Here is a 23322-nt window from a genome sequence, read left to right as displayed (position 1 = left end):
GCGAACTCCGCTTAGATAATTTCGAGCTCGGCGCGCAACGAGCCGGCCGCTTTCATGGCCTGCAGGATCGACAGCAGGTCCTGCGGCGTGGCGCCGATGGCGTTGAGCGCCTTGACCACCTCGGCCAGCGAGGCGCCGCCCTTGACCATCATGACCTTGCCGCTATCCTTCTTGATATCGACGGTCTGGTTGGGTGTGACGACGGTGCGGCCGCCGGCCAGCGCATTGGGCTGGCTCACCTGCGGATCGGCTGTCACCGAGACTGACATATTGCCATGGGAAATGGCGCACGTTTCCAGCGTCACGGCGCGGTTCATCACCACCGAGCCGGTGCGCGCGTTCATGATGACCTTGGCGGGCTGCTCGGCCGGATTGACTTGCATGTCCTGCAAGGTGCCGATGAACGTCACGCGCTGGTCGCTGCTGCTGGGCGACTGCACGCGGATCACGCGGCTGTCGAGCGCATAGGCGATGCCGGCGCCGTATTTGTCGTTGATGGCTTCGACCACGCGGCTGGCGGTGGCGAAGTCGGCGGTGTTCAGTTCCAGCTTGATCTGGTTGCCCTCGCCCAGGTTGGAGGCGACGGCGCGCTCGACTGTCGCGCCGGCCGAGATCTTGCCCACGCTAAGATGGTTGACCGTCAGCGAGCTGCCGCCGGCGCCACCGGCGGCGACGCCGACGCCGCCGACCAGCACGTTACCCTGCGCCATGCCGTAGACCTGGCCGTCGGCGCCCTTGAGCGGCGTCATCAGCAAGGTGCCGCCGCGCAGGCTCTTGGCGTTGCCCATCGACGACACGGTGATGTCGAGCGTCTGGCCCGGCTGCGCGAACGGCGGCAGCGAGGCGGTGACCATGACGGCGGCGACGTTCTTCAATTGCAATTGGGTGCCCTGCGGCAGGTTCACGCCCAGTTGCTGCAGCATCGACACCACGCTTTGCACGGTAAACGGGGTCTGCGTGGTCTGGTCGCCGCTGCCGTCGAGGCCGACGACAATGCCGTAGCCGATCAGCTGATTCTGGCGCACGCCGGCGATGCTGGCCAGGTCGCGCAGGCGCTCGGCGTTGGCGTTCTGCACCAGCGAGGCGAGCAAGGTAAACGCGAGGACGATCGCCACCAGCTTGCACACTTTGGCGAGGCGGCGCGGGACCTGGATCGGGACGGGAGTTTTCATCATCGGCCTCAGAACGGCAGCAGGCTTTGGAAGAAGCGTGAGGCCATCGAGGCCATTTCCGCGCGGTCGACCTGGCTGCTGGTGCGGTATTCGACCTTGGCGTCGGCCACGGCGGTCGAGGCCACGGTGTTGCCGGTGGCGATATTGTCGGGATTGATCATGCCGGAGAAGCGGATGAATTCGACGCCCTTGTTCATCGCCACCTGCTTCTCGCCGGCCACGATCAGGTTGCCGTTGGAGAGCACCTCGACCACCGTCACGCCCATGGTGCCGGTGAAGGCGTTGCTGGCGGTCTGGTTGTCGCCGTCGGAATACTTGCTTTCGTTGGTTACCGCCAGCGGGTTGCCGAAGGTCGATTGCAGCGGCTTGGGCAGCGCCACGCTGACATTGCCCGATTTGTTGCCCGAGCTGGTGCCGGCCTTGTTGGCGGTGGTGCGTTCGGTGATGACCAGGGTCAGCACGTCGCCGACCTGGCGCGCGCGGCGGTCCTCGAAGATCGGCCGGAAGGCCGAGCCCTGGTAAATGGCGCCGTTGTTCGGCTTGGCGGCCAGCTGCTCGGCGTTGAGCGGACGGGCCGACATCGGCGTGTTGACGATCGACGTCGGCGTCGTCATGCAGCCGCTCAGGGCGGCGGCGGAGAAGATGATGGCGGTGGCGTGTTTCATGATGCTCCCCTTACAGCTGCGCCAGCTTGGCGAGCATCTGGTCGGACGTGGTGATGGCCTTGGAATTGATTTCGTAGGCGCGCTGGTTCTGGATCATGTTGACCATCTCCTCGACCACGTTGACGTTGGACGTTTCGACAAAGCCCTGCAGGATCACGCCGGTGCCGTTGGTGCCCGGGGTGTTGGTCTGCGGATTGCCCGACGCGCCGGTCTCGACGTACAGGTTCTCACCCTTCGACTCCAGCCCGGTCGGGTTGATAAAGGTCGACAACTGGATGCTGCCGATCTGCTGCGGCGCGATCTGGCCCGGCAACGTCACCGAGACGGTGCCGTCGCGGCCGACGGTGATGCTTTGCGCGGTGATCGGGATGGTGATGGCCGGCTGCAGCACGAAGCCGCTGGAGGTGACCATCTGGCCGTTGTTGTCGCGCTGGAAGGAGCCGTCGCGGGTGTAGGCGGTGGTGCCGTCGGGCAGCAGCACGTTGAAGAAGCCGTTGCCGTTGACCATCAGGTCCTTGTCGTTGCCGGTCGACTGCGGATTGCCCTGGGTGTGGACGCGCTCGATCGCGACGGGACGCACACCGGTACCGAGCTGCATGCCGGACGGAAGATTGGTTTGTTGCGACGATTGGCCGCCGGGCTGGCGGATGTTCTGGTACAGCAGGTCTTCAAAGACGGCGCGCGACTTTTTAAACCCGTTGGTGCTGACGTTGGCCAGATTGTTGGATGTGACGTCGAGCGCGGTCTGCTGCGCTTCCATGCCCGTCTTGGCGATCCAAAGTGAACGTATCATTTTCCTTCTCCCGTAGCATGGATGGGAGCGGCCAGAAGCGACAGCTACTCATCCCACACCACCATTATGCGGGAGAGGCGATCAACCCAAAGCGAGGATCTGGGTGGCTTTTGCGGCGTTATTCTCGGCGTTCTTCAACAGGCTCATTTGCATCTCGAACTGCCTTGCCAGACTGATCATATTGACCATGGAATCGACCGGATTGACGTTGCTACCCTCGACCGCGCCGTCGACCACGCGCACCAGCGGATCGTTCTGCGCCGGCGTGCCATCCTTCTGGCGGAACAGGCCGTCGTTGCCGCGCACCAGGCCCTTGGGGTCCGGATTGACCAGCTTGATGCGGCCCAGGGTGTTGGACGGGCCCGGCTGGTAGTCGGTCGAGACGGTGCTGACGGTGCCGTCGCCGGCGATCATCACCGTCACGTCCGGCGGGATGGCGATCGGGCCGCCATCGCCGATCAAGGTCTGGCCGCTGGCCGTTTGCAGCAGGCCGTTTTCGCTGACCTTCAGGCTACCGTTGCGGGTGTACGCTTCGGAGCCGTCCGGCGACTGCACGGCGATCCAGCCCTGGTCGCGGATGGCGATGTCGAGCGGCCGGCCGGTGGTCTGGATCGGTCCGGCGCGCATGTCGGCGCCGACCGTCGAATCGACCACGAAGGCGCGCGTTTGCAAGCCCTCCGACACCACCGGCACGGCGCGGAAGCTGTCGAGCTGCGCGCGAAAGCCGGTGGTGTTGACGTTGGCCAGATTGTTGGACGTGGTAGCTTGTTGCTCCAGCACGTGCCGCGCCCCGGTCATCGCGGTGTAGATCAGACGGTCCATGGTTTACTCCTTCATTAACGCAGCTTATTACCTCAGGTTCACCAGGGTCTGCATGATGCCGTCCTGGGTCTTGATCGTCTGCGCGTTGGCCTGGTAGACGCGCTGGGCAGTGATCATGTTGACCAGTTCGGCCGTCAGGTCGACGTTAGAGGTTTCCACCGAGCTGGCGCGCAGCGAACCCATCGAGCCGGCGTTGGGCACGCCCACTTGCGGAGGACCCGAGTTCGAGCTTTCCGCCCAGGTGTTGTTGCCCAGCGGAGTCAAACCGTCGACGCTGGCGAAGTTGGCCATCGCGATCTGGCCCATGGCGCGCGATTTGCCGTTGCTGTACTGCCCCAGGATCACGCCGTTTTCGTCGATCGCGTAGCGCTGCCACGAGCCGGCCGAGTAGCCGTCCTGGGTCGAACCCAGATCGTTGGTCACGCTGCCGTACTGGGTGGTCTTGTCGAAGGTGGTCAACACGGTCATCGGCTGCTGCGCGCCGGTATCCGGGAAGATCGGCAGGCTGATCGAGAACGGCAGGGTTTGCGGCGTCGGCAACGCGGCCATGGCGCCCGGGCTGAGCGCGCCGTTGCGGTCGAACACCAGCGTACCGGCCTTGACGGCTGGGACGGTGACGGCTGCGGCCAGCTTGGCGGCGATCTCGTCCGGCGTCATGTCGACAATCGTGCTGCTGTTGGTCGGGTCGAGCGCGGCAAGCGCGTTATCCAAAGCCAGCAATTGTTCCGGCGATGCGTTGGCCGGCGGCGTAACCGCGGACGCGGCCATCACGTCGTGGGCGGCTTGCGCGTAGACGAAGGCTGCCTGGCTGATGACCGCCGGGTCGGGCGGCGTGGCCTTCACCGCCTCGTTGTAGGCGCTACGCGCCGCGACCACGCTGTCTTCGTTGTTGATCGACGCGACCACGCCGGCGGACACCACTTCCTTGTTATCGGCCGATGCGTACACGTCCCAGGTATTGGCGTCGGTCTTGACGTAATACGTGGTCATGATATGCGAGGTGCCCAGGCTGTCGTAGACGTTGAGCACGGTCTGCTTGTTATACGAGTTCGGGTCGTTCGCGTTGAACGGGTTCGTCTTCGGCACTTTCTCGGCCGAGCTCAGGTTCATCTGGAAATTGGCCTTGGTGGTCTGCACCGGCGTCAGGTCGGACTTGTCCAGGGTCAGCGGCACCGGGGCGCCGAGCTGGATCACGCCGGCCGTGTTCGACAGGTAGCCGGTCAGCTGCGCGCCCTGGGCGTTGACCAAGGTGTGGCTGTTATCTTCGTGGAACTGGCCGTTGCGCGAGTATTGCACCGCGCCGTTGACCACCAGGCGGAAGAAGCCGCCGCCGTTGATCGACACGTCCAACGGGTTGTTGCTGGTTTCGATATTACCCTGGGTGAATTGCTGGGCGATCTTGGAGGTCGTCACACCGATACCCGGATTGTTGCCGGAGACGCCGTTGAGCGAGTTGGCGTACAGGTCCGCAAACTGGGCTTGCGAACCCTTGAACCCGACCGTGCTGGCATTGGCGATGTTGTTGCCGATGACGTCCAGCGATTTGGATGCGGCGTTCAGGCCGCTCAGTCCTTGTTGGAACATGGTATTCCCCTATGGTGTGAGACTTACAAAACTTCCTTGATTTCAGCCATCGTGAAATGGCCGAGCGAGGTATTCAATTTGACGCCGCCGGCGCCGGTCGACACGCTGGCGACCGCCGCCAGCTGCAATTGGGTGGCATCGGTGAGCGTCTTGCCGGTGCTGACGGCCTTGACGCTGAAGGTGTAGCTGCCAGCCGGCGCCGCCGTCTTGTCGTCCATGGTGCCGTCCCAGGTGATCGGGTAGGTGCCGACGTCGGCGTTTTTCATCGACATGTTGCGCACCACCTTGCCGGTCTTGTCCATGATGCTGATGTCGACGGTTTCGGCCGGCGAGGCCAGGTCGACGCCGAACACGCTGCTGCTGGTCTTGACGCCGGCCGCGTCGGTGCTCGTGCTCAGCTCGATGCCCTTGCCCGCCACCAGCACGCCCTTGCCGATCAGGCTGACCGCGTTCATCGACTGGGCGCTGGCCTGGTCGGTGCGCAGCGATTCGAGCGTGGCGTTGACCTTGTTGATGCCGGTCACCGTCGACAGCTGGGCCAGCTGGCTGGTCATGGCGGCGTTGTCCATCGGGTTGAGCGGGTCCTGGTTCTTTAGCTGCGTGATCAGCAGCTTCATGAACTTGTCCTGGTCGGCGCCGATGTCGTTGCTCGTCGTCGCGCTGTTGCTGGTGGCGCTGCTGGTGGTGTTGTACGTCGACGCCTTGGGCGTGTCGATGATGCCGCTGGTGGTGGCCATGGTTGGACTCTCTTGATATTAGTTCTGACCGATGGTCAGCGTTTTCGCCAGCAGCGACTTGGCCGCGTTCATCGTCTCGACGTTGGTCTGGTACGAACGCGACGCCGACAGCATGTTGACCATCTCGTCGACCACGTTGACGTTGGGCATGGTGACGTAGCCCTTGTCGTCGGCCATCGGATGCTTGGGGTCGTACATTTGCTTCATCGGCGACTGGTCCTCGACCACCTTGCGCACGCGCACGCCGGTCGAATCGCCATTGGCCGTCGGCGTGGCCTCGAACACCACCTGGCGGGCGCGGTAGGCCTCGCCGCTGGCGCTGGTGGCGCTGTCGGCGTTGGCCAGGTTGGAGGCGACCACGTTGAGGCGCTGCGCCTGGGCGCTCATGGCCGAACCGGAAACATCGAAGATTTTAAAGAGTGACATGATTAGTTCCCTGACTGGATCGCCGCCATCATCCCTTTGATCTGGGCGTTGATCATGGTGACGCCGGCCTCGTAACGGATGGCGTTGTCGGCGAACTGGTTGCGCTCGACGTCCATGTCGACCGTGTTGCCGTCGACGGCGCCCTGCACCACGCCGCGGTACAACAGCGGCGTGCCGTCGCCCAGTGTTCCACCGGTTTGCTGGGGGTTGGGGAAATGCTTGGCGGCCGTGGTCTTGAGCGTGGCGTTGGCGCTCGGGCTGGCCTTGTCGAGCGCGGCCTTGAGCGCGCTGCCGAAGTCGACGTCGCGGGCCTTGTAATTGGGCGTATCGGCGTTGGCGATGTTGGACGCCAACACCGTCTGCCGCTGCGAGCGCAGGCTCAGCGCGGCTTCGTTAAAGCGCATGTAATCGTCGAGTTTACCAAGCATGACAACCTCCGGATACCGCCCAAACAGTGGACGAACTTGTTATGACAGGATTCATCATACGGAGTTGCTCCAGTGAACCATCGACAGAGAAGCACCCGCTTTTCCGCGCTATTCAAGGTTTCAAGTCGGGCCCGCCAGACTATGATGGCAACATTGAAGGGGAAACCTACGCCATGACATCAAGCCTGACCCACACCGCCATCCAGCTCGCCGCAGCGGGCGCCATCGCCCTGTTATCGGCGACGCCATCGAGCGCGCAAATCCCGCCAGCGCAGCCGGCACAGCCACAGCCGCGCCAGGCCGCCTATCACGACCGCGCCGCGCTCAAGCGCACCGTGGAAGAGTTCCTGCAGGTGCAGACGGGCGGCCTGCCCGGCCAGGTGACGGTCGCCGTCGGCGCCATCGATCCACGCATGAGCCTGGCACCCTGCCCCGATCCGCAAGCCTTCTTCATGCCCGGCGCGCGCGCTTGGGGCAAGACCACCGTCGGCGTGCGCTGTGCGACACCGTCGGCCTGGACGGTATATATTCAGGCCAGCGTGACGGTGATCGGCGAGTACGTCGCCAGCGCCGCGCCGCTGGCCCAAGGCCAGGCCATCGAGGCGGGCCAGTTGGTGATGCTCAAGGGCGATTTGACAATGTTGCCGGCGGGGATAGCCACCGACATCAGCCAGGTGGTCGGCCGCAGCAGCAATAGCTCCTTGCCGCCGGGCACGCCGATGCGGATCGACACCCTGCGCACCAAGCCGGTGGTGCAATCCGGACAACTGGTGCGGCTGGTGTCGAGCGGTTCCGGTTTCAGCGTCTCGGCCGAGGCGCGCGCCATGGGCACGGCGGGCGACGGCCAGGTGGTACAGGTAAAAACTTCCGGTGGGCAACAAATCACCGGGATCGCCAAGGCAGGCGGACTGGTGGAGGTGGCGTTTTGATCGAACGCAGGGTTCTGATGACACGCGAGGCTAAAGTTTTCCAGCCCAGCGCCGTTAAATACTCAGATCCCGGGGCTTTAGGCCCCACCCAGAGAAGGATGATGCTGTGAAAATCAACGATACATTAAAGAACACGACCGGCTTGCCGGCGTCGAACGCGCCTTCCGCGCCCGCCTCGCGCGGCGCAGACAAGGCCGCGCCGGCGCCGACCGCCACCAACTCGGAAAGTGTGCGCCTGTCGCCGCAGGGCCAGGCCATGGCGGCCAGCGCGGCCGGCGGCAGCAGCGGCGTGTTCGACACCAAAAAAGTCGAGCGCATCAAGCTGGCCATCGCCGATGGCCAGTTCCAGGTCAACTCGGAAAAAGTAGCGGATGGCTTGCTGGATACAGTCAAGGATCTGCTGCACTCAAGAAAACGTTAGGATCGTCATGTCAACCGTCACCCCGCTCAACAATCTGCGCGAAGAAGAGCAGATCATGGCTACGCTGCTGGAGCTGCTCAAACAGGAGCAGCAATTGCTGGTGACGGCGGAAATCGACGGCCTGCCGGCCGTTACGGCGAAAAAAACCGCGCTCATCGCGCAGATGACCTTGTTGTCGGCCCAGCGCCACCGCGCCTTGGGCAAGGCGGGCTTTCCGGCCCAGGAATCGGGTATGGAGGCGTGGATCGCCGCCAGCGCCGACGACCACATCGCCCAGTCGTGGAAACTGCTGCTCGAGCATACGCGCGAGGCCAAGGAATTGAACCGCATCAACGGCATGCTGATCAATAAGCAGATGGGCCATACCCAAGGCGCGTTGCAGGCGTTGCAGCCGCTATCGTCCGGCGCGAATAACTTCTACAGCGCCAGCGGGATGTCGAGCACGATTCCGCGTAGCCGGGGCTTTTTGGCCGGCTGATCATTTCCTCTTCTTAGTATTTGCTTGCGGGGCGCCTTTAGTGGCGCTGCATGCGTTGCGTCGACGCGGGCATGGCGGATTACGCTTCGCTAATCCGCCCTACGTGGTCTAGCGTGTTTTTGATTATTGGGCCGGGGTCGTGGCTGGCGCTGTCGGCGCAGGCGCCGGCGTCGTTGGCAGTTCGGTGACCGTGTCGGGGATGCCGGACAGGATGGTGACCGCGACGCGGCGGTTGCGCGCGCGGCCGATCGGGTTGTCGTTGGGCGCCACCGGCACGTTGGAACTGAAGCCGACCGCCGTGAGCCGCGTCGGCGCCACGCCCGAGTCGATGAACAGGCGCACCACGCTGCTGGCGCGCACCGCCGACAGTTCCCAATTCGATGGATACAGCGAAGTGCTGATCGGCAGATTGTCGGTGTGGCCCTCGACCTGCACGTTGTGGCTGTCGTCCTTGAGCAGCGCGGCGACCGCGCGCAACGCTTCGACCGAATCGGGCGTCAACCGCGAATCGGCCGGATCGAACAGCACGCTGGCGTTGATCTCGACGCTGACGCCGCGGCTGTTCTGCGTCACCCGCACCTTGCCCTCCTTGACCAGCGGCGCCAGGGTGGACAACAGGTCCTGCGCCAGCTTGGTCATCTGCTCTTTTTCCTTGCGCAGCATTTCGGTGCGGCGCTTCAGGCCCGGATTGGGGATGGGCAGGTTTTGCACCTGGGTGTTGATCGGTTCGGCCGAACCGGCGCCGCCGAAAGCGTCGCCCAAGGCGTCGGAAAACACCTTGTACTTGCCGATGTTGACCGAGGAGATGGCGTACATCACGACGAAAAACGCGAACAGCAAGGTGATGAAGTCGGAGTAGGAAATCAGCCAGCGCTCGTGGTTCTCCACTTCCTCGTCGAACTTCCTTCTCGCTCTCCGGTACTGGTACTGCATGTCAGTGCTCCCGCAGCAAGGTGGCGATGCGCTCGTCGATGACGCGCGAGTGGTCGCCGGTGGCGATGTCGTAGAACACGGCGGCGGCGATTTCCTGCTGGTGCACGGCCTGCGTGACGATCGCTTTGAGCTTGTTGGCGACCGGGTAGAAGAACAGGTTGGCCAGCCCGACGCCATAAATCGTCGACACAAAGGCGACCGCGATGCCGGCGCCGAGCTTGCTCGGATCGGTCAGGTTTTCCATCACGTGGATCAGCCCCAGGACCGCTCCCAGGATGCCGATCGTCGGCGAGTAGCCGGCGGCCGACTCCCAGATCCGCACCGCCTGGCGCTCCTCGGTTTCGTAGGCGGTGATCTCGGTGTCGAGCAGGTGGCGCAGCTTGTCGGGATTGATGCCGTCGACGATCAGGCGCAGGCCCTTGGTGTTGAACTTGTCCTTGGAGGCGAGCATGTAGCGCTCCAGCGACAGCAGGCCGTCGCGGCGCGCGGCCAGGTTCCAGGCGTTGATGTCGCGCGCCAGCGCGGCGCGCGTGTCCTTGGGCGGCGCGAACACCAGCCGCAGCATTTTGACGCCGCGCACGAAGGTGCGGAATTTGGTCTGCAGCAGCACCGCGCCGAAGGTGCCGATGACGACGATGGCGAAGGCGGCCGGCTGCAGCAGCGACGAGACCTTGCCGCCTTCGAGCGTCTGGCCGACGACGATGCCGGCCAGCGCCAGCAGCACCCCGATTACACTGGCCCAGTCCACGACTTCTCCCTGAGCGAGGCGCGCAGGCGCGCGACAGCCTGCGTATGCAATTGCGATACGCGCGATTCCGATACGCCCATCACGGCGCCGATTTCTTTCAAGTTGAGCTCCTCTTCATAGTACAGCCCCATCAGCATTTTTTCGCGCGGCGGCAGCGCGTCGATGGCGTCGATCACCGCCTGGCGGAAGTCGCCGTCGAGCAGCGATCGCAGCGGGTCGCTCTCCTCATCCGAGCAATAGCGGTCGAGGAAGCTGTCGTTGCCGTCGTCGTCGTGGAAATCCTCGTAGTACACCAGCTGGTGGCCGCCGCCGTCGGACAGCATCTCCTGGTAGTCGGCCAGCGACAGCTTGAGCATCTTGGCCACCTCCGACTCGGTCGGCGGATGGCCCAGGCGCTGCTGCAGGGTGCTCATCGCCGTTTCGATCTTGCGCATGTTCTGGCGCATCGAGCGCGGCAGCCAGTCGCTGTTGCGCAGCTCGTCGAGCATGGCGCCGCGGATGCGCAACACGGCATAGGTCTCGAACTGGGCGCCATGGGTTTCCTCATAGCGGCTGATGGCGTCGAGCAGGCCGATCATCCCGGCTTGCACCAGATCGTCGACTTCGACGCTGGGCGGCAGTTTCGCCTTCATGTGATGGGCAAGGCGCTTGACCAACGGCATATGCTCCGTCAGCAAAGAATTCTTGTCCGCTTTCCCTTTGACCGTGTACATAGCCTGATGTTTATATTCTTATTGATAGTTCATTGATAGTTAGCTATGCGCCAAGATCTTCGCCATGCCGCTTCCTTCCGCTCCCCTCCGCTCACAGTGAACGGGCGACCGAAGGCGAACCGGCCAGCGCGAAGCGCCCCGCCAGTTGGCGGAACGCGACCGAGGCGCCGGCCAGCGGAAACGCGTCGACCACCGCGCGACCGAGGCGCGCGGCGCGCTGCAGATATTCATCGGCCGGCACCGATCCCATGGAGACCAGGTTCACGGCCAGGTAGCGGCTTGCCGCTTGCGCCATATTATCGTATACCACTTTTGCTTCCGATTCGGAAGCCCCGGTGACCAGAATTCCGAACGGGCGGCGGCCCAGTTCCTGGTTCAGGCGCTTGATCATGCTGTAGGCGGCCTTGATCGAAGTGGCGCTGTTCGACACCTGCACCACGATCTCGGAACTGGCCATGACCGGCACCGGGAAAGCCTCGCCGTCGAATTCACCGTCGACGATGACGATGCCGGTCTGCTTGACCAGCACATCGAAAGCCTTGGCCAGGCGGCGCGTTTCATCCGGACCGCTGCGCAGGGCGCCGCGTGTCATCGACGCCACAGCGAAACCCTGCGGCACCTGGTGGACCACCTGGTTGATCGCGCACTCCTGGCGCGCCACATTGAGCAAACTGGCGCCGCCGTCGACGCCGAGGCGCGTGGCCACGCCGTGCGCGCTGGCGCAGGCGTCCATGATCAACACATCGTTGCCGGCGCGCGCCAGCGAGGCGCCCAGGTTGACCAGCATGGCGCCCTTGTCGTCCTGCGGCGTGGCCGACAGGAAGGTGACGATGCGGGGCTTGGGCCCCGCCAGCATGCGGCGCAGCCCCTCCGCCTGGTCGAAATCGAAATTAGCCAAGGTGCACCTCGCGCATCGACTGGTCGTTGGTGGCGTTCGACATCAGCATCGGCAGCTCGGCATCCAGGTATTGGGTGTTGACGGCGTCGCGTTTCAACTTGAAAGCGCGGTCGATCAGGTAGGCCGGATCGGCCAGGTGCAGGTCTTCCGGCACGCGCTGGCCGTTCGAGACGTAGAACAGGTTGAGCTTCTGGCGGATGACGACATCGAGCACGTTGCCGATCGCCGCCGCCTCATCGAGTTTGGTCATGATGCAGCCGGCCAGGCCGCTGCCCTGGTAGGCGCGCACCACTTCGTTGAGCGTCTCCTGGGTTGCGGTGGCGTTAAGGCACAGCAGGCGCTTGACGTCCGAGCCGGCGCCTTGCAGCATCGAGACCTGTTCGGTCACCATCTGGTCGCGCTGGCTCACGCCGACGGTGTCGATCAACACCGTGTGCTTGTTGCGCAGTTCCTTGAGGGCGATGCGCAGGTCGGCTTCGTCCTTCACCGAGTGCACCATCACGCCGAGGATCTTGCCGTAGATGCGCAGCTGTTCGTGCGCGCCGATACGATAGGCGTCCGTGGTGATCAGGGCCAGCTTGTCCGGGCCGTGGCGCATCACGCAGCGCGCGGCCAGTTTGGCGGTGCTGGTGGTCTTGCCCACGCCGGTGGGGCCGACCAGCGCGAACACGCCGCCCTGGTCGATCAGCGCGTCCTCGTTGGCCATGGCCGACAGGTTGCGGGTCAGGACGGTTTTGATCCAGCGCATGCTGTCGGCGGCGTCGCGGTCGGCCGGCAGTTTTTCGATCAAATAGCGCGCCAGGCTGGCCGAGAAACCGGCGGCCAGCATCTCGCGCAGCACGGCCGCCTTCTGCGGTTCGCGCGCTTGCGTGCTGCCCCAGGCGATTTCGGCCAACTGGGTTTCCATCATGCCGCGCATGGCGCGGATCTCGCCCATCATCACTTGCATCTCGGCGGCGGCGTTCTGCTTGGCGCTGGCGACGGCCGATGCCACCATGGCGGTGATCTGGTCGACGTCGATCGACGGCGCGCGGGGCTGGGCCGGCGCCGACGGCGCGGCGGCGTGCGTTGCGGCAGCGGTCTTGCTGGCGTACGACGATGGCGAGGCGACCACGCGGCGCACCGGCTCGGCCGGCATCTCGGCGGCGCGGTTGTCGAAGCGCGGCTCCATGCGCTGTTCGACGCGGCCCGCCGGCAATCCAAGGCCCAGGCCCAGGTCCAGCGATGGCACCGGCTCGGCCATCGGCGAATGCGGCGCCGGCGACGACAGCGACGCGGCGTCGTCGTTGGCCAGCGCGAGGATTTCGACGCCGCCGTCGGACTGGCGGTTCGACAGGATCACGGCATCCGGGCCGAGCGATTCGCGCACCTTGCGCAGCGCCTCGCGCGACGTCGGCGCGCTGAATTTTTTGACGTTCATGGCTGGCTCCCCAGGGACTGGGTGACGCGCGCTTGCGAGGTAGGTTTGGCCATCATCGACTCCTGTAGCTTGAGTAGCGCGCCTTCCGGACGAGACGCTTTTCTACTCGGACAGTGCCATTATTGACGATGCACTTAGGAAACGATCCGCTGAACAAGGGCGGAAATGGGCCGCATTTCACCTCGGGGCCGGGGATTGCCTATTTATCAGCAAACACCTCGGACAAGCTGCGGGCGCCGAGGACGTTTTTGCTCCACGCCGTGAGCTGGTCGACATCGGCCACTGTGAGAATAGCGCTGCTCATCGCGTCGAGCTTACCGAAACGCTCGGTTAGCAAAATCGTCAACATTTCCAGCAGCGCCTCGCGCCGTCCTTCTTGCCGTCCTTCTTGCCGTCCTTCTTGCCACCCTTTTTGTTGTCCTTCTTTCCAGCCCGCTTGCCGCCCTTCCTCCAGCCCTTTCCGCCACCCCAGCTCCTCCCCTTTTTTCATGCCGCGTTCCATACTCATACGTTCTATCGAAGACAGATAAGTCATGGCATTCCTCCTTTCCCATTGCACGATACCCTCATGCAGTCGGGCATCCAGTTCCTTCGGCAACGACATGATCCAGTCGATCACGCGATACAGGTTAATGATACGCTGGCGATCCCAGTTTCGCTGATAGTAGGAAAAGGCGCAGGGCCGCCAGTATTTGCTGGCATCGGTGAGCAACGCCAGGCTGGCCACGGGCTGTCGATAACGGTCGTAGACGCGATAGTTGTAGACGAATATACGCTCGGCGAAATCCTTGTCATGCCGCCCCTGCCCTTCCAGATGCACCAGCACCCATTGCTCGCGCCCGTCGTGCAGACTGACCCGCACCAGCTTGTCGAGTATCCGCTTGCCGAGCTCGGCACCGCGGCTCAGCGCGGCAAATTCCTGATCGAGGAATTCGTGCGGCCGCGACCAGTCGATCGCGGCGTGCGCCTGCGGAAAATAGAAGGCCATGAAGTCGGGAAAGTGGTGCGTGACCACTTCCTTCCAGGGCGTGTCGAAATCATCATCCATGCGGCCAGTCTAGGCCGCCCGCAACGACGCGACCGCGACGGGATCAATCCCGCGCGGGTATCCCCGGATTACTGCTGCCCCACCAGCGCCGTCACGCGGATGGTTTTGGTCTCCGGAATCTCCGCATGCGACAGCACCTTCAACTGCGGCAAGGCGCGGCGCAGGAAGCGCGACAGCAACGCCCGCAGCGGACCCGGCACCAGCAGCACCGGCGTCAGGCCCAGCGCCTCCTGCTGCTGCGCCGCCTGCTGGGCCTGCTGGGCGATGGTGTCGGCCAGGCCCGGCTCGATGCCGGCGCCGTCCGGTCCGCTGGCCGCCAGCGCCTGCATCAGCAAGCGTTCCAGACGGTTATCCAGGGTCATCACCGACAGCTCGGACGCGCCAGGGAACAGCTGCTGCACGATGGCCCGGCCCAGCGAGATGCGCACCAGCGCCGTCAGGTCGTTCGGGTCCTGCGTGTGCACGGCGTGCTCGGCCAGGGTCTCGATCACCGAGCGCATGTCACGGATGTGTACGCCTTCCATCAACAGGTTCTGCAGCACCTTCTGCAGGGTCGACAGCGACACCATCTTCGGCACCAGATCCTCCACCAGCTTCGGCGCTTCCTTGCCCAGGTGGTCGAGCAGCGACTGCACCTCGGCGCGGCCCAGCAGTTCGGACGCGTGGGTCGTGATCAAATGGTTCAGGTGGGTGGCCACCACGGTGCCGGCGTCGACCACCGTGTAGCCCATGCCCTGGGCCTGGTCGCGCTGGCCGGCGTCGATCCAGGTGGCCGGCAGGCCGAAGGCCGGATCGGTGGTCACCAGGCCCTGCAGGGTGCCGCTGGCCATGCCCGGATTGATCGCCAGGAACTGGCCGTTGAAGGCCTCGCCGGCGCCGACCTCCACGCCCTTGAGCGTGATGCGGTAGGCCGACGGCTTGAGCTCCAGGTTGTCGCGGATGTGCACCGGCGGCGCCAGGAAACCGACCTCCTGCGCGAACTTCTTGCGGATGCCCTTGATACGCTTGAGCAGCTCGCCGCCCTGGGTCTTGTCGACCAGCGGAATCAGGCGGTAGCCCACTTCCAGGCCCAGGGTGTCGACCGGCATGATGTCCTGCCAGCTGGCCTCCTCCTGCTCGGGCGCGGCGGCCGGCTCGGCGGCCTCGGCCGCGGCGGCCCCGGCGGCGGCGGCGCCGCCGGCCTTGGCGCGCTTGGTCATCACGTAGGCCGAACCGCCCAGCACGCCTGCCAGCATCAGGAACACCAGGTTGGGCATGCCCGGAATCATCCCCATGCCACCGATGATGGCGGCGGTAATGTAGAGCACCTGCGGCTTGGCGAACAACTGCCCCACCATCTGCGTGCCGATGTCCTCGTCGCTGGCCACGCGCGAGACCACGATACCGGCCGCCACCGAAATGATCAGCGACGGAATCTGCGCCACCAGGCCGTCACCGATGGCCAGCAGCGTGTACACCTTGATCGCCTCGCCGAACGGCAGGTCGTGCTGGATCACGCCGACCAGCAAACCGCCGACGACGTTGATGACCGTGACCATGATGCCGGCGATGGCGTCGCCGCGCACGTATTTGCTGGCGCCGTCCATCGCGCCGTAAAACTCGGCTTCCTGCGCCACTTCGCTGCGGCGCTTGCGGGCGTCGGCCTCGCCGATCAGGCCGGCGTTGAGGTCGGCGTCGATCGCCATTTGCTTGCCCGGCATCGCGTCCAGCGCGAAACGGGCGCCCACTTCGGCGATACGGCCGGCGCCCTTGGTCACCACGGTGAAGTTAATGATGGTCAAAATGATAAACACCACCAGGCCGACGGTGTAGTTACCGCCGATCAGGAAGTGGCCGAAGGCTTCGATCACCTTGCCGGCGGCGTCGGCGCCGGTGTGGCCCTCGGTCAGCACCACGCGGGTCGAGGCCACGTTCAGCGACAGGCGCAACATGGTCGACACCAGCAGGATGGTCGGAAAGGCCATGAAGTCGAGCGGCTTGACGGTGTACAGGCTGGTCAGCAGCACGATCACCGCCAGCGCGATGTTGAAGCTGAAGAAGATGTCAAGCACGAACGCCGGCAGCGGCAGCACCATCATCCCCAGCAGCATGATGATCAGGATGGGCGCGGCCAGGCTCGACTTGTTCTTGCTGTTGGCGATGCCCTGCAGCCATGGCGGCAGTTTGATGTTGCTCATTGCGTTCATGCGGAAGCTCCGTTATGCGAATCTGGTTTCTTGCCGTGCCTGGGGATAAAGGCCGGGTTCAGCGGATCGAGCTCCGGCGGCACGTCCAGGGTCTTCGGCACGTCCGGACGGTTGCTGCCGCCCTTGCTGAACAGCCGCAGCTGGAAGACATAGGCCAGCACCTCGGCCACGGCCGCGTACAGCTGCTCGGGAATCTCATCGCCGATCTCGGTGTGCTGGTACAGCGCGCGCGCCAGCGCCGGCGCCTCCAGCAAGGTGACCTTGCTGTCCCTGGCGATCTCGCGGATCTTGGCGGCCACCTCGTCGGTGCCCTTGGCCACCACCTTCGGCGCGCCGCGCATGCCGTCGCTGTACTTGAGCGCCACCGCGTAGTGGGTCGGGTTGGTCACCACCACGTCGGCGGTGGGCACGTCGGCCATCATGCGGCGCTTGGCCATCTCGCGCTGCAGCTGGCGGATCTTGCCCTTGATTTGCGGATTGCCGTCGGATTCCTTCGACTCCTGGATCATTTCCTGGCGCGTCATCTTCAGCTTGTTAGCGTAGTGCCACATCTGGTACGGGCCGTCGATGGCGGCGATCAGGCCGAGCGCGCCGACGATGAACAGGAAACTGCTGCCGAGCATATTGATCAAGTGGACGGTGCCCAGCTTGAGCGGCTCGACCGCCAGGCCGATCACCGCGTCCTTTTGCTTCATCACCACCATGTACGCGACCACGCCCACCACCAGCGCCTTGGCGATGGCCTTGAACAGTTCGACCAAGGCGTTCTTGGAGAACATATTGCCGATGCCGGTGATGGGATTGAGCTTGCTGAACTTGGGCATGAAGGCTTTGCCGCTGAACAGCCAGCCGCCCACCAGCAGCGGCGACGCCAGCGCAACGACCATCACGGCGACGGCCAGCGGCAGGCAGGCGACCATCACCCGCACCACGTCGACCAGGATGCGGTTGATCAGCACATCGGCATTGAAGATTTGCTCCTGGTTCAAGGTCAGTCCGGACACCAGGGCGGAATTGAGTTGTCGTATCAGGCCGTCGCCGGTCAGCCACAGGCCGGCACCGGCGGACATCAACACGGTAAACGTGGCCACTTCCCGCGATCGGGGAACGTCGCCTTCCTCGCGCGCCTGCTCGAGGCGCTTCGCTGACGCGGGTTCGGTCTTTTCTGCGTCGCTATCTTCTGACATGGTCGGCCTGGCGCGTGTTTCATTTCGATGTTGCCATTATCGAGTGCGGCAGGGCAAGACCATCGGTCGAATACGGCGGTATTTCAGTGCTTGCTCACTGATTCCGCACGGCAATTATCAGTTTGGCTAGCTTGCCTTTTGCACGACCTTCTGGTCGATGGCGCCGAACACCGACTTGCCGTCGCCGTCGAGCATCTCGATGCGGATGGTATCGCCGAAGGCCATGAACGGCGTGAGCGGCGCGCCGCCGGCGATCATTTCCAGCGCGCGCTGCTCGGCGATGCAGGAGTAGCCCCGTTTGGCGTCCTTGTTGGACACCGTGCCCGAGCCGACGATGGACCCGGCCCGCACGTTGCGCGTCGCCGCCAGGTGGGCGATCAGTTTCGGGAAGTTGAACACCATGTCGACGCCGGCATGTGGCTGGCCGACCAGCTTGCCATTCCACGTCGAGCGCAGCGGCAAATGCACCTTGCCGCCCTTCCAGGCGTCATCGAGCTCGTCCGGGGTCACCGCCACCGGCGAGAAACTGGTGGCCGCCTTGCTTTGCAAAAAGCCAAACCCCTTGGCCAGTTCTTCCGGGATCAGGTTGCGCAACGACACGTCGTTGGCCAGCATCAGCAGCCGGATGCGCTGTTGCGCCTGGTCCGGCGTCGCGCCCATGGGCACATCGTCGGTGATCACGGCCACTTCCGCTTCGAAATCGATGCCCCACTGCTCGTGGAACAGTTCGATGTCATCGGTCGGCCCCAGCAGGTCGTCGCTGCCGCCCTGATACATCAGCGGCTCATCCCAGAAAGAATCGGGCATCGCGGCGCCGCGCGCCTTGCGCACCAGCTCGACATGGTTGACGTAGGCCGAGCCGTCGGCCCACTGGAATGCGCGCGGCAGCGGCGCCATGCAGTTGGCCGGCTCGAAATCGAAGGCGCGGCGCGCGCGGCCCTGGTTCAGATCCTGGTAGATCGCCTCCAGTTGCGGGGCGATGAAGGTCCAGTCGTCGAGCGCGCGCTGCAGGCTGCGCGCCACGCCGTCGGCCAGTTGCGCCGTCTTGAGGTCGCGCGAGACGACGGCCAGCTGGCCGTCGCGGGTGCCGTCCTTCAGGGTGGCCAGCTTCATGGCGTGGCGGATGCCGCCGGCGACGGCGCCAGCAACGCCAGCTGTTCGGCGCTCAGATAACACCACTCGCCCTCGGCGATCCCGAGCGATTCCAGGGTCAGGCCGCCGATGGCCGAACGGTGCAGCGCGCTGCAATGGTTGCCGGCGGCGGCCAGCATGCGCTTGACCTGGTGATATTTACCCTGTTCGAGCACGATCTCCAGCAGATGCTCGCCGCGGCGTACGCAGGTCTGGGCCGCCAGCGGGGCCGGCTCGTCGTGCAATTGCACGCCCGCCAGCAATTGCGCGACCAGCTCATCGGTAACCGGCGCTTGCGTGGTGGCCTGGTAAATCTTCGGCACATGCCGCTTCGGCGACGATTGTGCATGGATAAAGGGGCCATCGTCCGACATCAGCAGCATGCCGGTGGTGTCGTGGTCGAGCCGGCCGACCGGCTGCACGTCGCGCCACGTGAACTGCTCGGGCAGCAGGGTCAGCACGCCGGGATGGTGGCTGGGCTTGCGCGAACACTCGAAATTGGCCGGTTTGTGCAGGGCGATGTACAGATGCTCGCGATAAACCCACTCCTCATCGAAGATGGTCAACACCAGGCCATCGGTCTCGATGCCGGCTTTATAGTTGTCGTGCACGACGCCGTTGATGCTCACTTCGCCATCCTCGATGAGGGAGCGGCAGTACTTGCGCGTGCCATAACCCTGCGATTGCAGGATACGGTCCAGGGATAATTTACTCATGGCCGGATTCTACAGGATGCGCCAAGGAGCGTGAAGAACCGGGAAGGTAGCGGAAAGGTAGCGTCCGCGCGACAGGGCTGTCCTGGACACCCTGTTTTATTGATCCACATCAAGTACCCTGCGGATTGAATCGGTAGACTCAAAAACTCATTAGGAATCCGCCTAGTGGACTAGGAAATACTCAGCAGGACGACAACATGACCAACCTCAACCCGGCGGCACAGGAGCAGGCCGCCATGCATCGAACCAAACTACTGCTGGCGCGCTGCCGCCATTGCACCCCTCCCCTAGTGGTGGCGGGCGTCCAGAGGCGCTGGCATGCGCAGCGCCAGGCCGATTTTCTCGCCTGGCTCGAGGCCGGCGGTTTCGCGCAAGCCTGGCCGGAAGGCCATCAGGAAGATCAGCCGCGGGAACAGGCCGGCCACGCGCTGCGCGACGGCGGGCCGGCGGCCGACCCGCATACCGATACCGACCCCGCGACGCTGCGCCCAATAGAAAACAGCGGCATTGCGCCGCTGTTTTCAGTCCCCTGAAGGGACTCTGACGAGGAATCGAAATTCTCTCAAATCCGCATCCATGATGCGGTTCAAGTAGTTCAATCACACTGAATCAAGATCTGCTGACAACGAGATAAACTGTTTATATCGGCCTCCCTTGGAAAGAACTACCCCCTAACTATAGTCCACCAAGTCGGATATGCAAGCCGAAATAAGACGGGATTATTAATGTTTATCGCCTCGCCAGAAATCGGTCCATGGACGCCAAGGCGTCAGCGCAGGCTCGGCGTCACGGTACCGACCGCCGATTTCATCGCGCCGGCACCCATCGCCGCGCCGAATTTCTTCAGCACGCGCTCGGGCAGGCCTTCATGCTGGGTGTAGTCGACGATGTCCTCGGCGCGGATGACATCGCGCGCGACGCTGTCGACCGTGCCCAGGGCGTCGGCCAGGCCCATGTCGATCGACTTGGCGCCGGTCCAGAACAGGCCGGAGAACATTTCAGGGCTTTCCTTGAGCCGCTTGCCGCGGCCGTTGCGCACCACCTGGATGAACTGCTGGTGGATCTCGTCGAGCATCGCCTGCGCGTACTGTTTATGCTTTTCCGTCAGCGGCGTGAACGGGTCCATGAACCCCTTGTTCTCGCCGGCCGTCAGCAGCCGGCGCTCGACGCCGACCTTGTCCATGAAGCCGGTGAAGCCGAAACCGTCCATCAGCACGCCGATGGAGCCGACGATGCTGGCCTTGTTGACGTAAATGCGGTCGGCGCCGGCGGCGATGTAATAGCAGCCGGAGGCGCAAATTTCATCGACCACCACGTACAGCGGCTTGCCGGGATAGCCCTTGCGCAGGCGGGTCATCTCGTCGACGATCATCCCGGCCTGGACCGGACTGCCGCCGGGGCTGTTGATGTGCATGACGACGGCGACCGAACCGGAGTCGGAAAACGCCTTGTTCAGCGCCGGGATCACCACCGAGGCGGCGCCGCTGCCTTCCGATTCGATGGCGCCTTCGATTTCGATCAGCGCGGTGTGGCGGCCCAGCGTTTCCTCCGAGCCGGTCCAGCTGAAATCGAAGTAAGTGCCCAGCGCGACGACGATCACCAGCAAGGTGGCGAACTTGAAGAAAATACCCCAGCGGCGCGCCGACTTTTGCTCTTTCAACGTGGCGAACACCAGTTTTTCCAGTACCTCGCGCTCCCAGTTGGACGCGGGTACGCTCGGGGTGACCGGCTGCGCCGGCGTCGGTGGGAGGTGGTGGCTGTCGATGTTGTCGCTCATGGATTACTTTGGTAGAAGGTTTTCAGGCGTTTTGGGGACAAGCGGGCGCACGTAGTCGTCGGGTTGCCAGAAGATCCGCTGGTCGTGTTCGACCACGCCGATCGGCCGCAGGCGTCCGCCCCGGCAGGGACCGCCGGCGCACAAGCCGCTCTCCGGCACATAAATCGCGCCGTGGGTGGCACACATCAGATACAGGCCGCTGGACTCGAAAAACTCGCCTTCCGCCCAATCGAGCTCGATCGGCACGTGGGCGCAGCGATTCAGGTAGGCATAAGGTTTGCCGCCGTAGCGGACCACGAAGCCGGTACCGTCGGCGCCGCCGGCGGTGACGCCGAAGCGCACGCCCTTGCCGCCCTCCAGCACGTCGTCCGACGCGCAAACCAGTATTTCTTCACTCATCAAGCGTGCTCGCTCAACCATTGATGCAGTTCGGCCACGGTCGCCGCCGAATACAGCGGATTGCATGCCGCCAGCTGATCGACCGGATGGGCGCCGTACTGCACCGCGATGCCGGACGCCCCGGCATTGTTTGCCATCAGCAAATCGTGCGTAGTATCGCCGATCATCACGGTACGGCGCATATCCTGGCCCAACTCCCGCGTCAGTTCTTGCAACATGGCCGGATGCGGCTTGGAGAACGTTTCGTCGGCACAACGGGTGGCGTCGAACATCGACAACAGCTTAACGTCGTTCATCGCCCGGTTCAAGCCGACCCGGCTTTTACCGGTGGCCACGGCCAGGAAATAGCCGTTCTGCGACAGTTCCACCAGCATATCCTGCACGCCGGGGAACAGCACCAGCTCATGGTCGCGCGACAGGAAGTGGTAGCGGTAACGCTCCACCATGCGCGGATAGTACGAGGGGTCGATTTCCGGCAGCACCGCCTGCATCGCTTCGTGCAGGCCGAGGCCGATGACGTGGGCGGCCACGTCGTCGCGCGGGATCGGCAGGGACAGGTCGCGCGCCGCCGCCTGTATGCACTTCACGATCGTTGAGGTGGAATCCATCAAGGTCCCATCCCAATCGAAGACGATCAGATCAAATTGCTTTCTTGCCATGTGTTCCGGCCGCTGACAGCGGCCGGCTCCTTAGAATATTTGCGATTAGTTAAGAGGTTTTCCCAAGCTTACCAAGAATCGTTCACATTCGGCGGCCAATGGCGCGTTCAACGTCATGATTTTTCCGGAATCAGGGTGGGTGAACGTAATTTGATGGGCGTGAAGGAACATGCGCTTGAGCGCGCCGCGCGTGGCGTCGGCCTTGAGCAGCACCCGGTTCAGGGCGAAATCGCCGTATTTGTCGTCGCCAAGGATGGCGAAGCCGGACGATGACAGGTGAACGCGGATCTGGTGCGTGCGTCCGGTCTTCAGCTCGGCTTCCAGCAGGGCGAAATCCTTGAATTTCTTCAGCAGCGAGAAGACGGTGTGCGAGGGCAAGCCGTCGGCCTGCACCGCCACGCGGCGCTCGCCGTCGGCCGTGGTGTATTTGTGCAGCGGCAGCTTGACGTGCTGGCGCGCGTTTTTCCAATCGCCGGCGACCATGGTCAGGTAGCGCTTGTCGGTATGGCCGTCGCGCATCTGCTCGTGCAGGTTGGTCAGCGCCGAACGTTTCTTCGCCAACAACAGCAGACCGGACGTGTCGCGGTCAAGCCGGTGCACCAGTTCAAGGAACTTGGCGTCCGGACGCGAAGCGCGCAACTGTTCGATGACGCCGAACGACACGCCCGAGCCACCATGGACGGCCACGCCGGCCGGCTTGTCGATCACTAATAAGTGGCTGTCTTCGAAAATCACCTTGAATTCGGCCGCCGGCACATGCGTGGTGTCGGCTTTTTCCGCGATGCGCACCGGCGGAATCCGCACCACGTCGCCCTGCACCAGACGGTACAACTGGTCGATACGACCCTTGTTGACGCGCACTTCGCCCGAGCGCAGGATGCGATAAACGTGGCTTTTCGGGACGCCTTTGCAAATACGCAACAAGTAGTTATCGATGCGTTGACCGGCTTCTTCTTCAGTGATGGTGACGAATTGTGCTTGCAGCGGCAGCGGTGTTGAAGGGGGAACAACATCATTTTGCATCTTCATTTGCTCTGTCTTCCCAGAAATCT

26 protein-coding genes are annotated in these 23322 nt (G+C 63.8%); 4 read left to right on the top strand and 22 right to left on the bottom strand.

Going from position 1 to position 23322, the window contains the following annotated elements; all coding sequences use genetic code 11:
• Nucleotides 1-11: 11 nt before the first annotated feature.
• The 8 genes from NHH73_08150 to flgB form a co-directional block, all read right to left on the bottom strand.
• Nucleotides 12-1172: a flagellar basal body P-ring protein FlgI gene (locus tag NHH73_08150; GenBank protein USX28240.1), complete on the bottom strand. Its 1161-nt coding sequence runs from the start codon at nt 1170-1172 to the stop codon at nt 12-14.
• 8 nt (nt 1173-1180) lie between these two features.
• Complete coding sequence (locus tag NHH73_08145) at nt 1181-1837, bottom strand: flagellar basal body L-ring protein FlgH (protein ID USX28239.1); 657 nt, start codon at nt 1835-1837, stop codon at nt 1181-1183.
• A gap of 10 nt (nt 1838-1847) precedes the next feature.
• Nucleotides 1848-2630, bottom strand: a complete 783-nt coding sequence (gene flgG / locus NHH73_08140) for a flagellar basal-body rod protein FlgG (protein ID USX28238.1) — start codon at nt 2628-2630, stop codon at nt 1848-1850.
• A gap of 81 nt (nt 2631-2711) precedes the next feature.
• Entirely contained in the window at nt 2712-3452 is a 741-nt protein-coding gene (flgF, locus tag NHH73_08135) for a flagellar basal-body rod protein FlgF (protein USX28237.1), read from the bottom strand.
• Between the two features lie 27 nt (nt 3453-3479).
• Nucleotides 3480-5036 carry a flagellar hook-basal body complex protein gene (locus NHH73_08130; protein ID USX28236.1) on the bottom strand — a complete coding sequence of 519 codons (1557 nt, stop codon included), beginning with the start codon at nt 5034-5036 and terminating at the stop codon, nt 3480-3482.
• A 23-nt stretch (nt 5037-5059) separates the two neighbouring features.
• Nucleotides 5060-5773, bottom strand: a complete 714-nt coding sequence (locus NHH73_08125) for a flagellar hook assembly protein FlgD (GenBank protein ID USX28235.1) — start codon at nt 5771-5773, stop codon at nt 5060-5062.
• 18 nt (nt 5774-5791) lie between these two features.
• Nucleotides 5792-6199 (bottom strand): flagellar basal body rod protein FlgC, encoded by a 408-nt coding sequence (gene flgC / locus NHH73_08120; protein ID USX28234.1) that lies wholly within the window; start codon nt 6197-6199, stop codon nt 5792-5794.
• 2 nt (nt 6200-6201) lie between these two features.
• Complete coding sequence (flgB, locus tag NHH73_08115; GenBank protein USX28233.1) at nt 6202-6627, bottom strand: flagellar basal body rod protein FlgB; 426 nt, start codon at nt 6625-6627, stop codon at nt 6202-6204.
• Nucleotides 6628-6800: 173 nt separating this feature from the next.
• Here flgB and flgA point away from each other — a divergent pair, with 173 nt between their 5' ends.
• The 3 genes from flgA to NHH73_08100 all read left to right on the top strand — a co-directional run bounded on the left by flgA (nt 6801) and on the right by NHH73_08100 (nt 8455).
• Nucleotides 6801-7556: a flagellar basal body P-ring formation chaperone FlgA gene (flgA, locus tag NHH73_08110; GenBank protein USX28232.1), complete on the top strand. Its 756-nt coding sequence runs from the start codon at nt 6801-6803 to the stop codon at nt 7554-7556.
• 106 nt (nt 7557-7662) lie between these two features.
• Nucleotides 7663-7977 carry a flagellar biosynthesis anti-sigma factor FlgM gene (gene flgM, locus NHH73_08105; protein USX28231.1) on the top strand — a complete coding sequence of 105 codons (315 nt, stop codon included), beginning with the start codon at nt 7663-7665 and terminating at the stop codon, nt 7975-7977.
• Nucleotides 7978-7984: 7 nt separating this feature from the next.
• The gene (locus tag NHH73_08100; protein USX28230.1) at nt 7985-8455 is read left to right on the top strand and encodes a flagellar protein FlgN; all 471 of its coding nucleotides are present in this window, start codon (nt 7985-7987) and stop codon (nt 8453-8455) included.
• Nucleotides 8456-8578: 123 nt separating this feature from the next.
• On the opposite strand, the gene motD is transcribed toward NHH73_08100, so the two are convergent.
• The 10 genes from motD to NHH73_08050 form a co-directional block, all read right to left on the bottom strand.
• Nucleotides 8579-9388: a flagellar motor protein MotD gene (motD, locus tag NHH73_08095; protein USX28229.1), complete on the bottom strand. Its 810-nt coding sequence runs from the start codon at nt 9386-9388 to the stop codon at nt 8579-8581.
• Between the two features lies 1 nt (nt 9389).
• Complete coding sequence (locus tag NHH73_08090) at nt 9390-10136, bottom strand: flagellar motor protein (GenBank protein USX28228.1); 747 nt, start codon at nt 10134-10136, stop codon at nt 9390-9392.
• Complete coding sequence (locus NHH73_08085; protein USX28227.1) at nt 10118-10849, bottom strand: RNA polymerase sigma factor FliA; 732 nt, start codon at nt 10847-10849, stop codon at nt 10118-10120. Before NHH73_08085 ends, NHH73_08090 begins: the two co-directional genes overlap by 19 nt.
• 91 nt (nt 10850-10940) lie before the next feature.
• Nucleotides 10941-11747 carry an antiactivator of flagellar biosynthesis FleN protein gene (locus NHH73_08080; protein ID USX28226.1) on the bottom strand — a complete coding sequence of 269 codons (807 nt, stop codon included), beginning with the start codon at nt 11745-11747 and terminating at the stop codon, nt 10941-10943.
• Nucleotides 11740-13167 (bottom strand): flagellar biosynthesis protein FlhF, encoded by a 1428-nt coding sequence (gene flhF, locus NHH73_08075; protein USX28225.1) that lies wholly within the window; start codon nt 13165-13167, stop codon nt 11740-11742. Before flhF ends, NHH73_08080 begins: the two co-directional genes overlap by 8 nt.
• A 199-nt stretch (nt 13168-13366) precedes the next feature.
• On the bottom strand, nt 13367-14215 hold the full coding sequence (locus NHH73_08070) for a transposase (protein ID USX28224.1): 849 nt from the start codon (nt 14213-14215) through the stop codon (nt 13367-13369).
• Between the two features lie 68 nt (nt 14216-14283).
• Nucleotides 14284-16392, bottom strand: coding sequence for a flagellar biosynthesis protein FlhA (gene flhA / locus NHH73_08065; protein USX29584.1), 2109 nt, complete (start codon nt 16390-16392; stop codon nt 14284-14286).
• Nucleotides 16393-16397: 5 nt separating this feature from the next.
• Nucleotides 16398-17588: a flagellar biosynthesis protein FlhB gene (gene flhB, locus NHH73_08060; GenBank protein USX28223.1), complete on the bottom strand. Its 1191-nt coding sequence runs from the start codon at nt 17586-17588 to the stop codon at nt 16398-16400.
• A 126-nt stretch (nt 17589-17714) separates the two neighbouring features.
• Entirely contained in the window at nt 17715-18701 is a 987-nt protein-coding gene (locus tag NHH73_08055; GenBank protein USX28222.1) for a fumarylacetoacetate hydrolase family protein, read from the bottom strand.
• Nucleotides 18698-19435, bottom strand: a complete 738-nt coding sequence (locus tag NHH73_08050) for a 16S rRNA pseudouridine(516) synthase (GenBank protein USX28221.1) — start codon at nt 19433-19435, stop codon at nt 18698-18700. The genes NHH73_08055 and NHH73_08050 overlap by 4 nt, the downstream gene beginning before the upstream one ends.
• 197 nt (nt 19436-19632) lie before the next feature.
• Here NHH73_08050 and NHH73_08045 point away from each other — a divergent pair, with 197 nt between their 5' ends.
• Nucleotides 19633-19968 carry a hypothetical protein gene (locus NHH73_08045; protein USX28220.1) on the top strand — a complete coding sequence of 112 codons (336 nt, stop codon included), beginning with the start codon at nt 19633-19635 and terminating at the stop codon, nt 19966-19968.
• Between the two features lie 236 nt (nt 19969-20204).
• Here NHH73_08045 and NHH73_08040 read toward each other — a convergent pair whose 3' ends face one another.
• Genes NHH73_08040 through NHH73_08025 form a run of 4 tightly spaced genes read right to left on the bottom strand, consistent with a single transcriptional unit; the run spans nt 20205 to nt 23299 of the window.
• On the bottom strand, nt 20205-21212 hold the full coding sequence (locus NHH73_08040) for a S49 family peptidase (GenBank protein ID USX28219.1): 1008 nt from the start codon (nt 21210-21212) through the stop codon (nt 20205-20207).
• A gap of 3 nt (nt 21213-21215) precedes the next feature.
• Nucleotides 21216-21611 (bottom strand): Rieske 2Fe-2S domain-containing protein, encoded by a 396-nt coding sequence (locus NHH73_08035; protein ID USX28218.1) that lies wholly within the window; start codon nt 21609-21611, stop codon nt 21216-21218.
• The gene (locus NHH73_08030) at nt 21611-22270 is read right to left on the bottom strand and encodes an HAD-IIIA family hydrolase (protein ID USX28217.1); all 660 of its coding nucleotides are present in this window, start codon (nt 22268-22270) and stop codon (nt 21611-21613) included. Before NHH73_08030 ends, NHH73_08035 begins: the two co-directional genes overlap by 1 nt.
• Before the next feature lie 45 nt (nt 22271-22315).
• Nucleotides 22316-23299, bottom strand: a complete 984-nt coding sequence (locus tag NHH73_08025; protein USX28216.1) for an RluA family pseudouridine synthase — start codon at nt 23297-23299, stop codon at nt 22316-22318.
• Nucleotides 23300-23322 lie beyond the last annotated feature (23 nt).

This window comes from Oxalobacteraceae bacterium OTU3CINTB1 (assembly GCA_024123955.1).
Classification (GTDB): Bacteria; Pseudomonadota; Gammaproteobacteria; order Burkholderiales; family Burkholderiaceae_D; genus Rugamonas.
The sequence above is the reverse complement of the archived record's forward strand: the minus strand, read 5'-3'. Positions and strand labels throughout refer to the sequence as shown.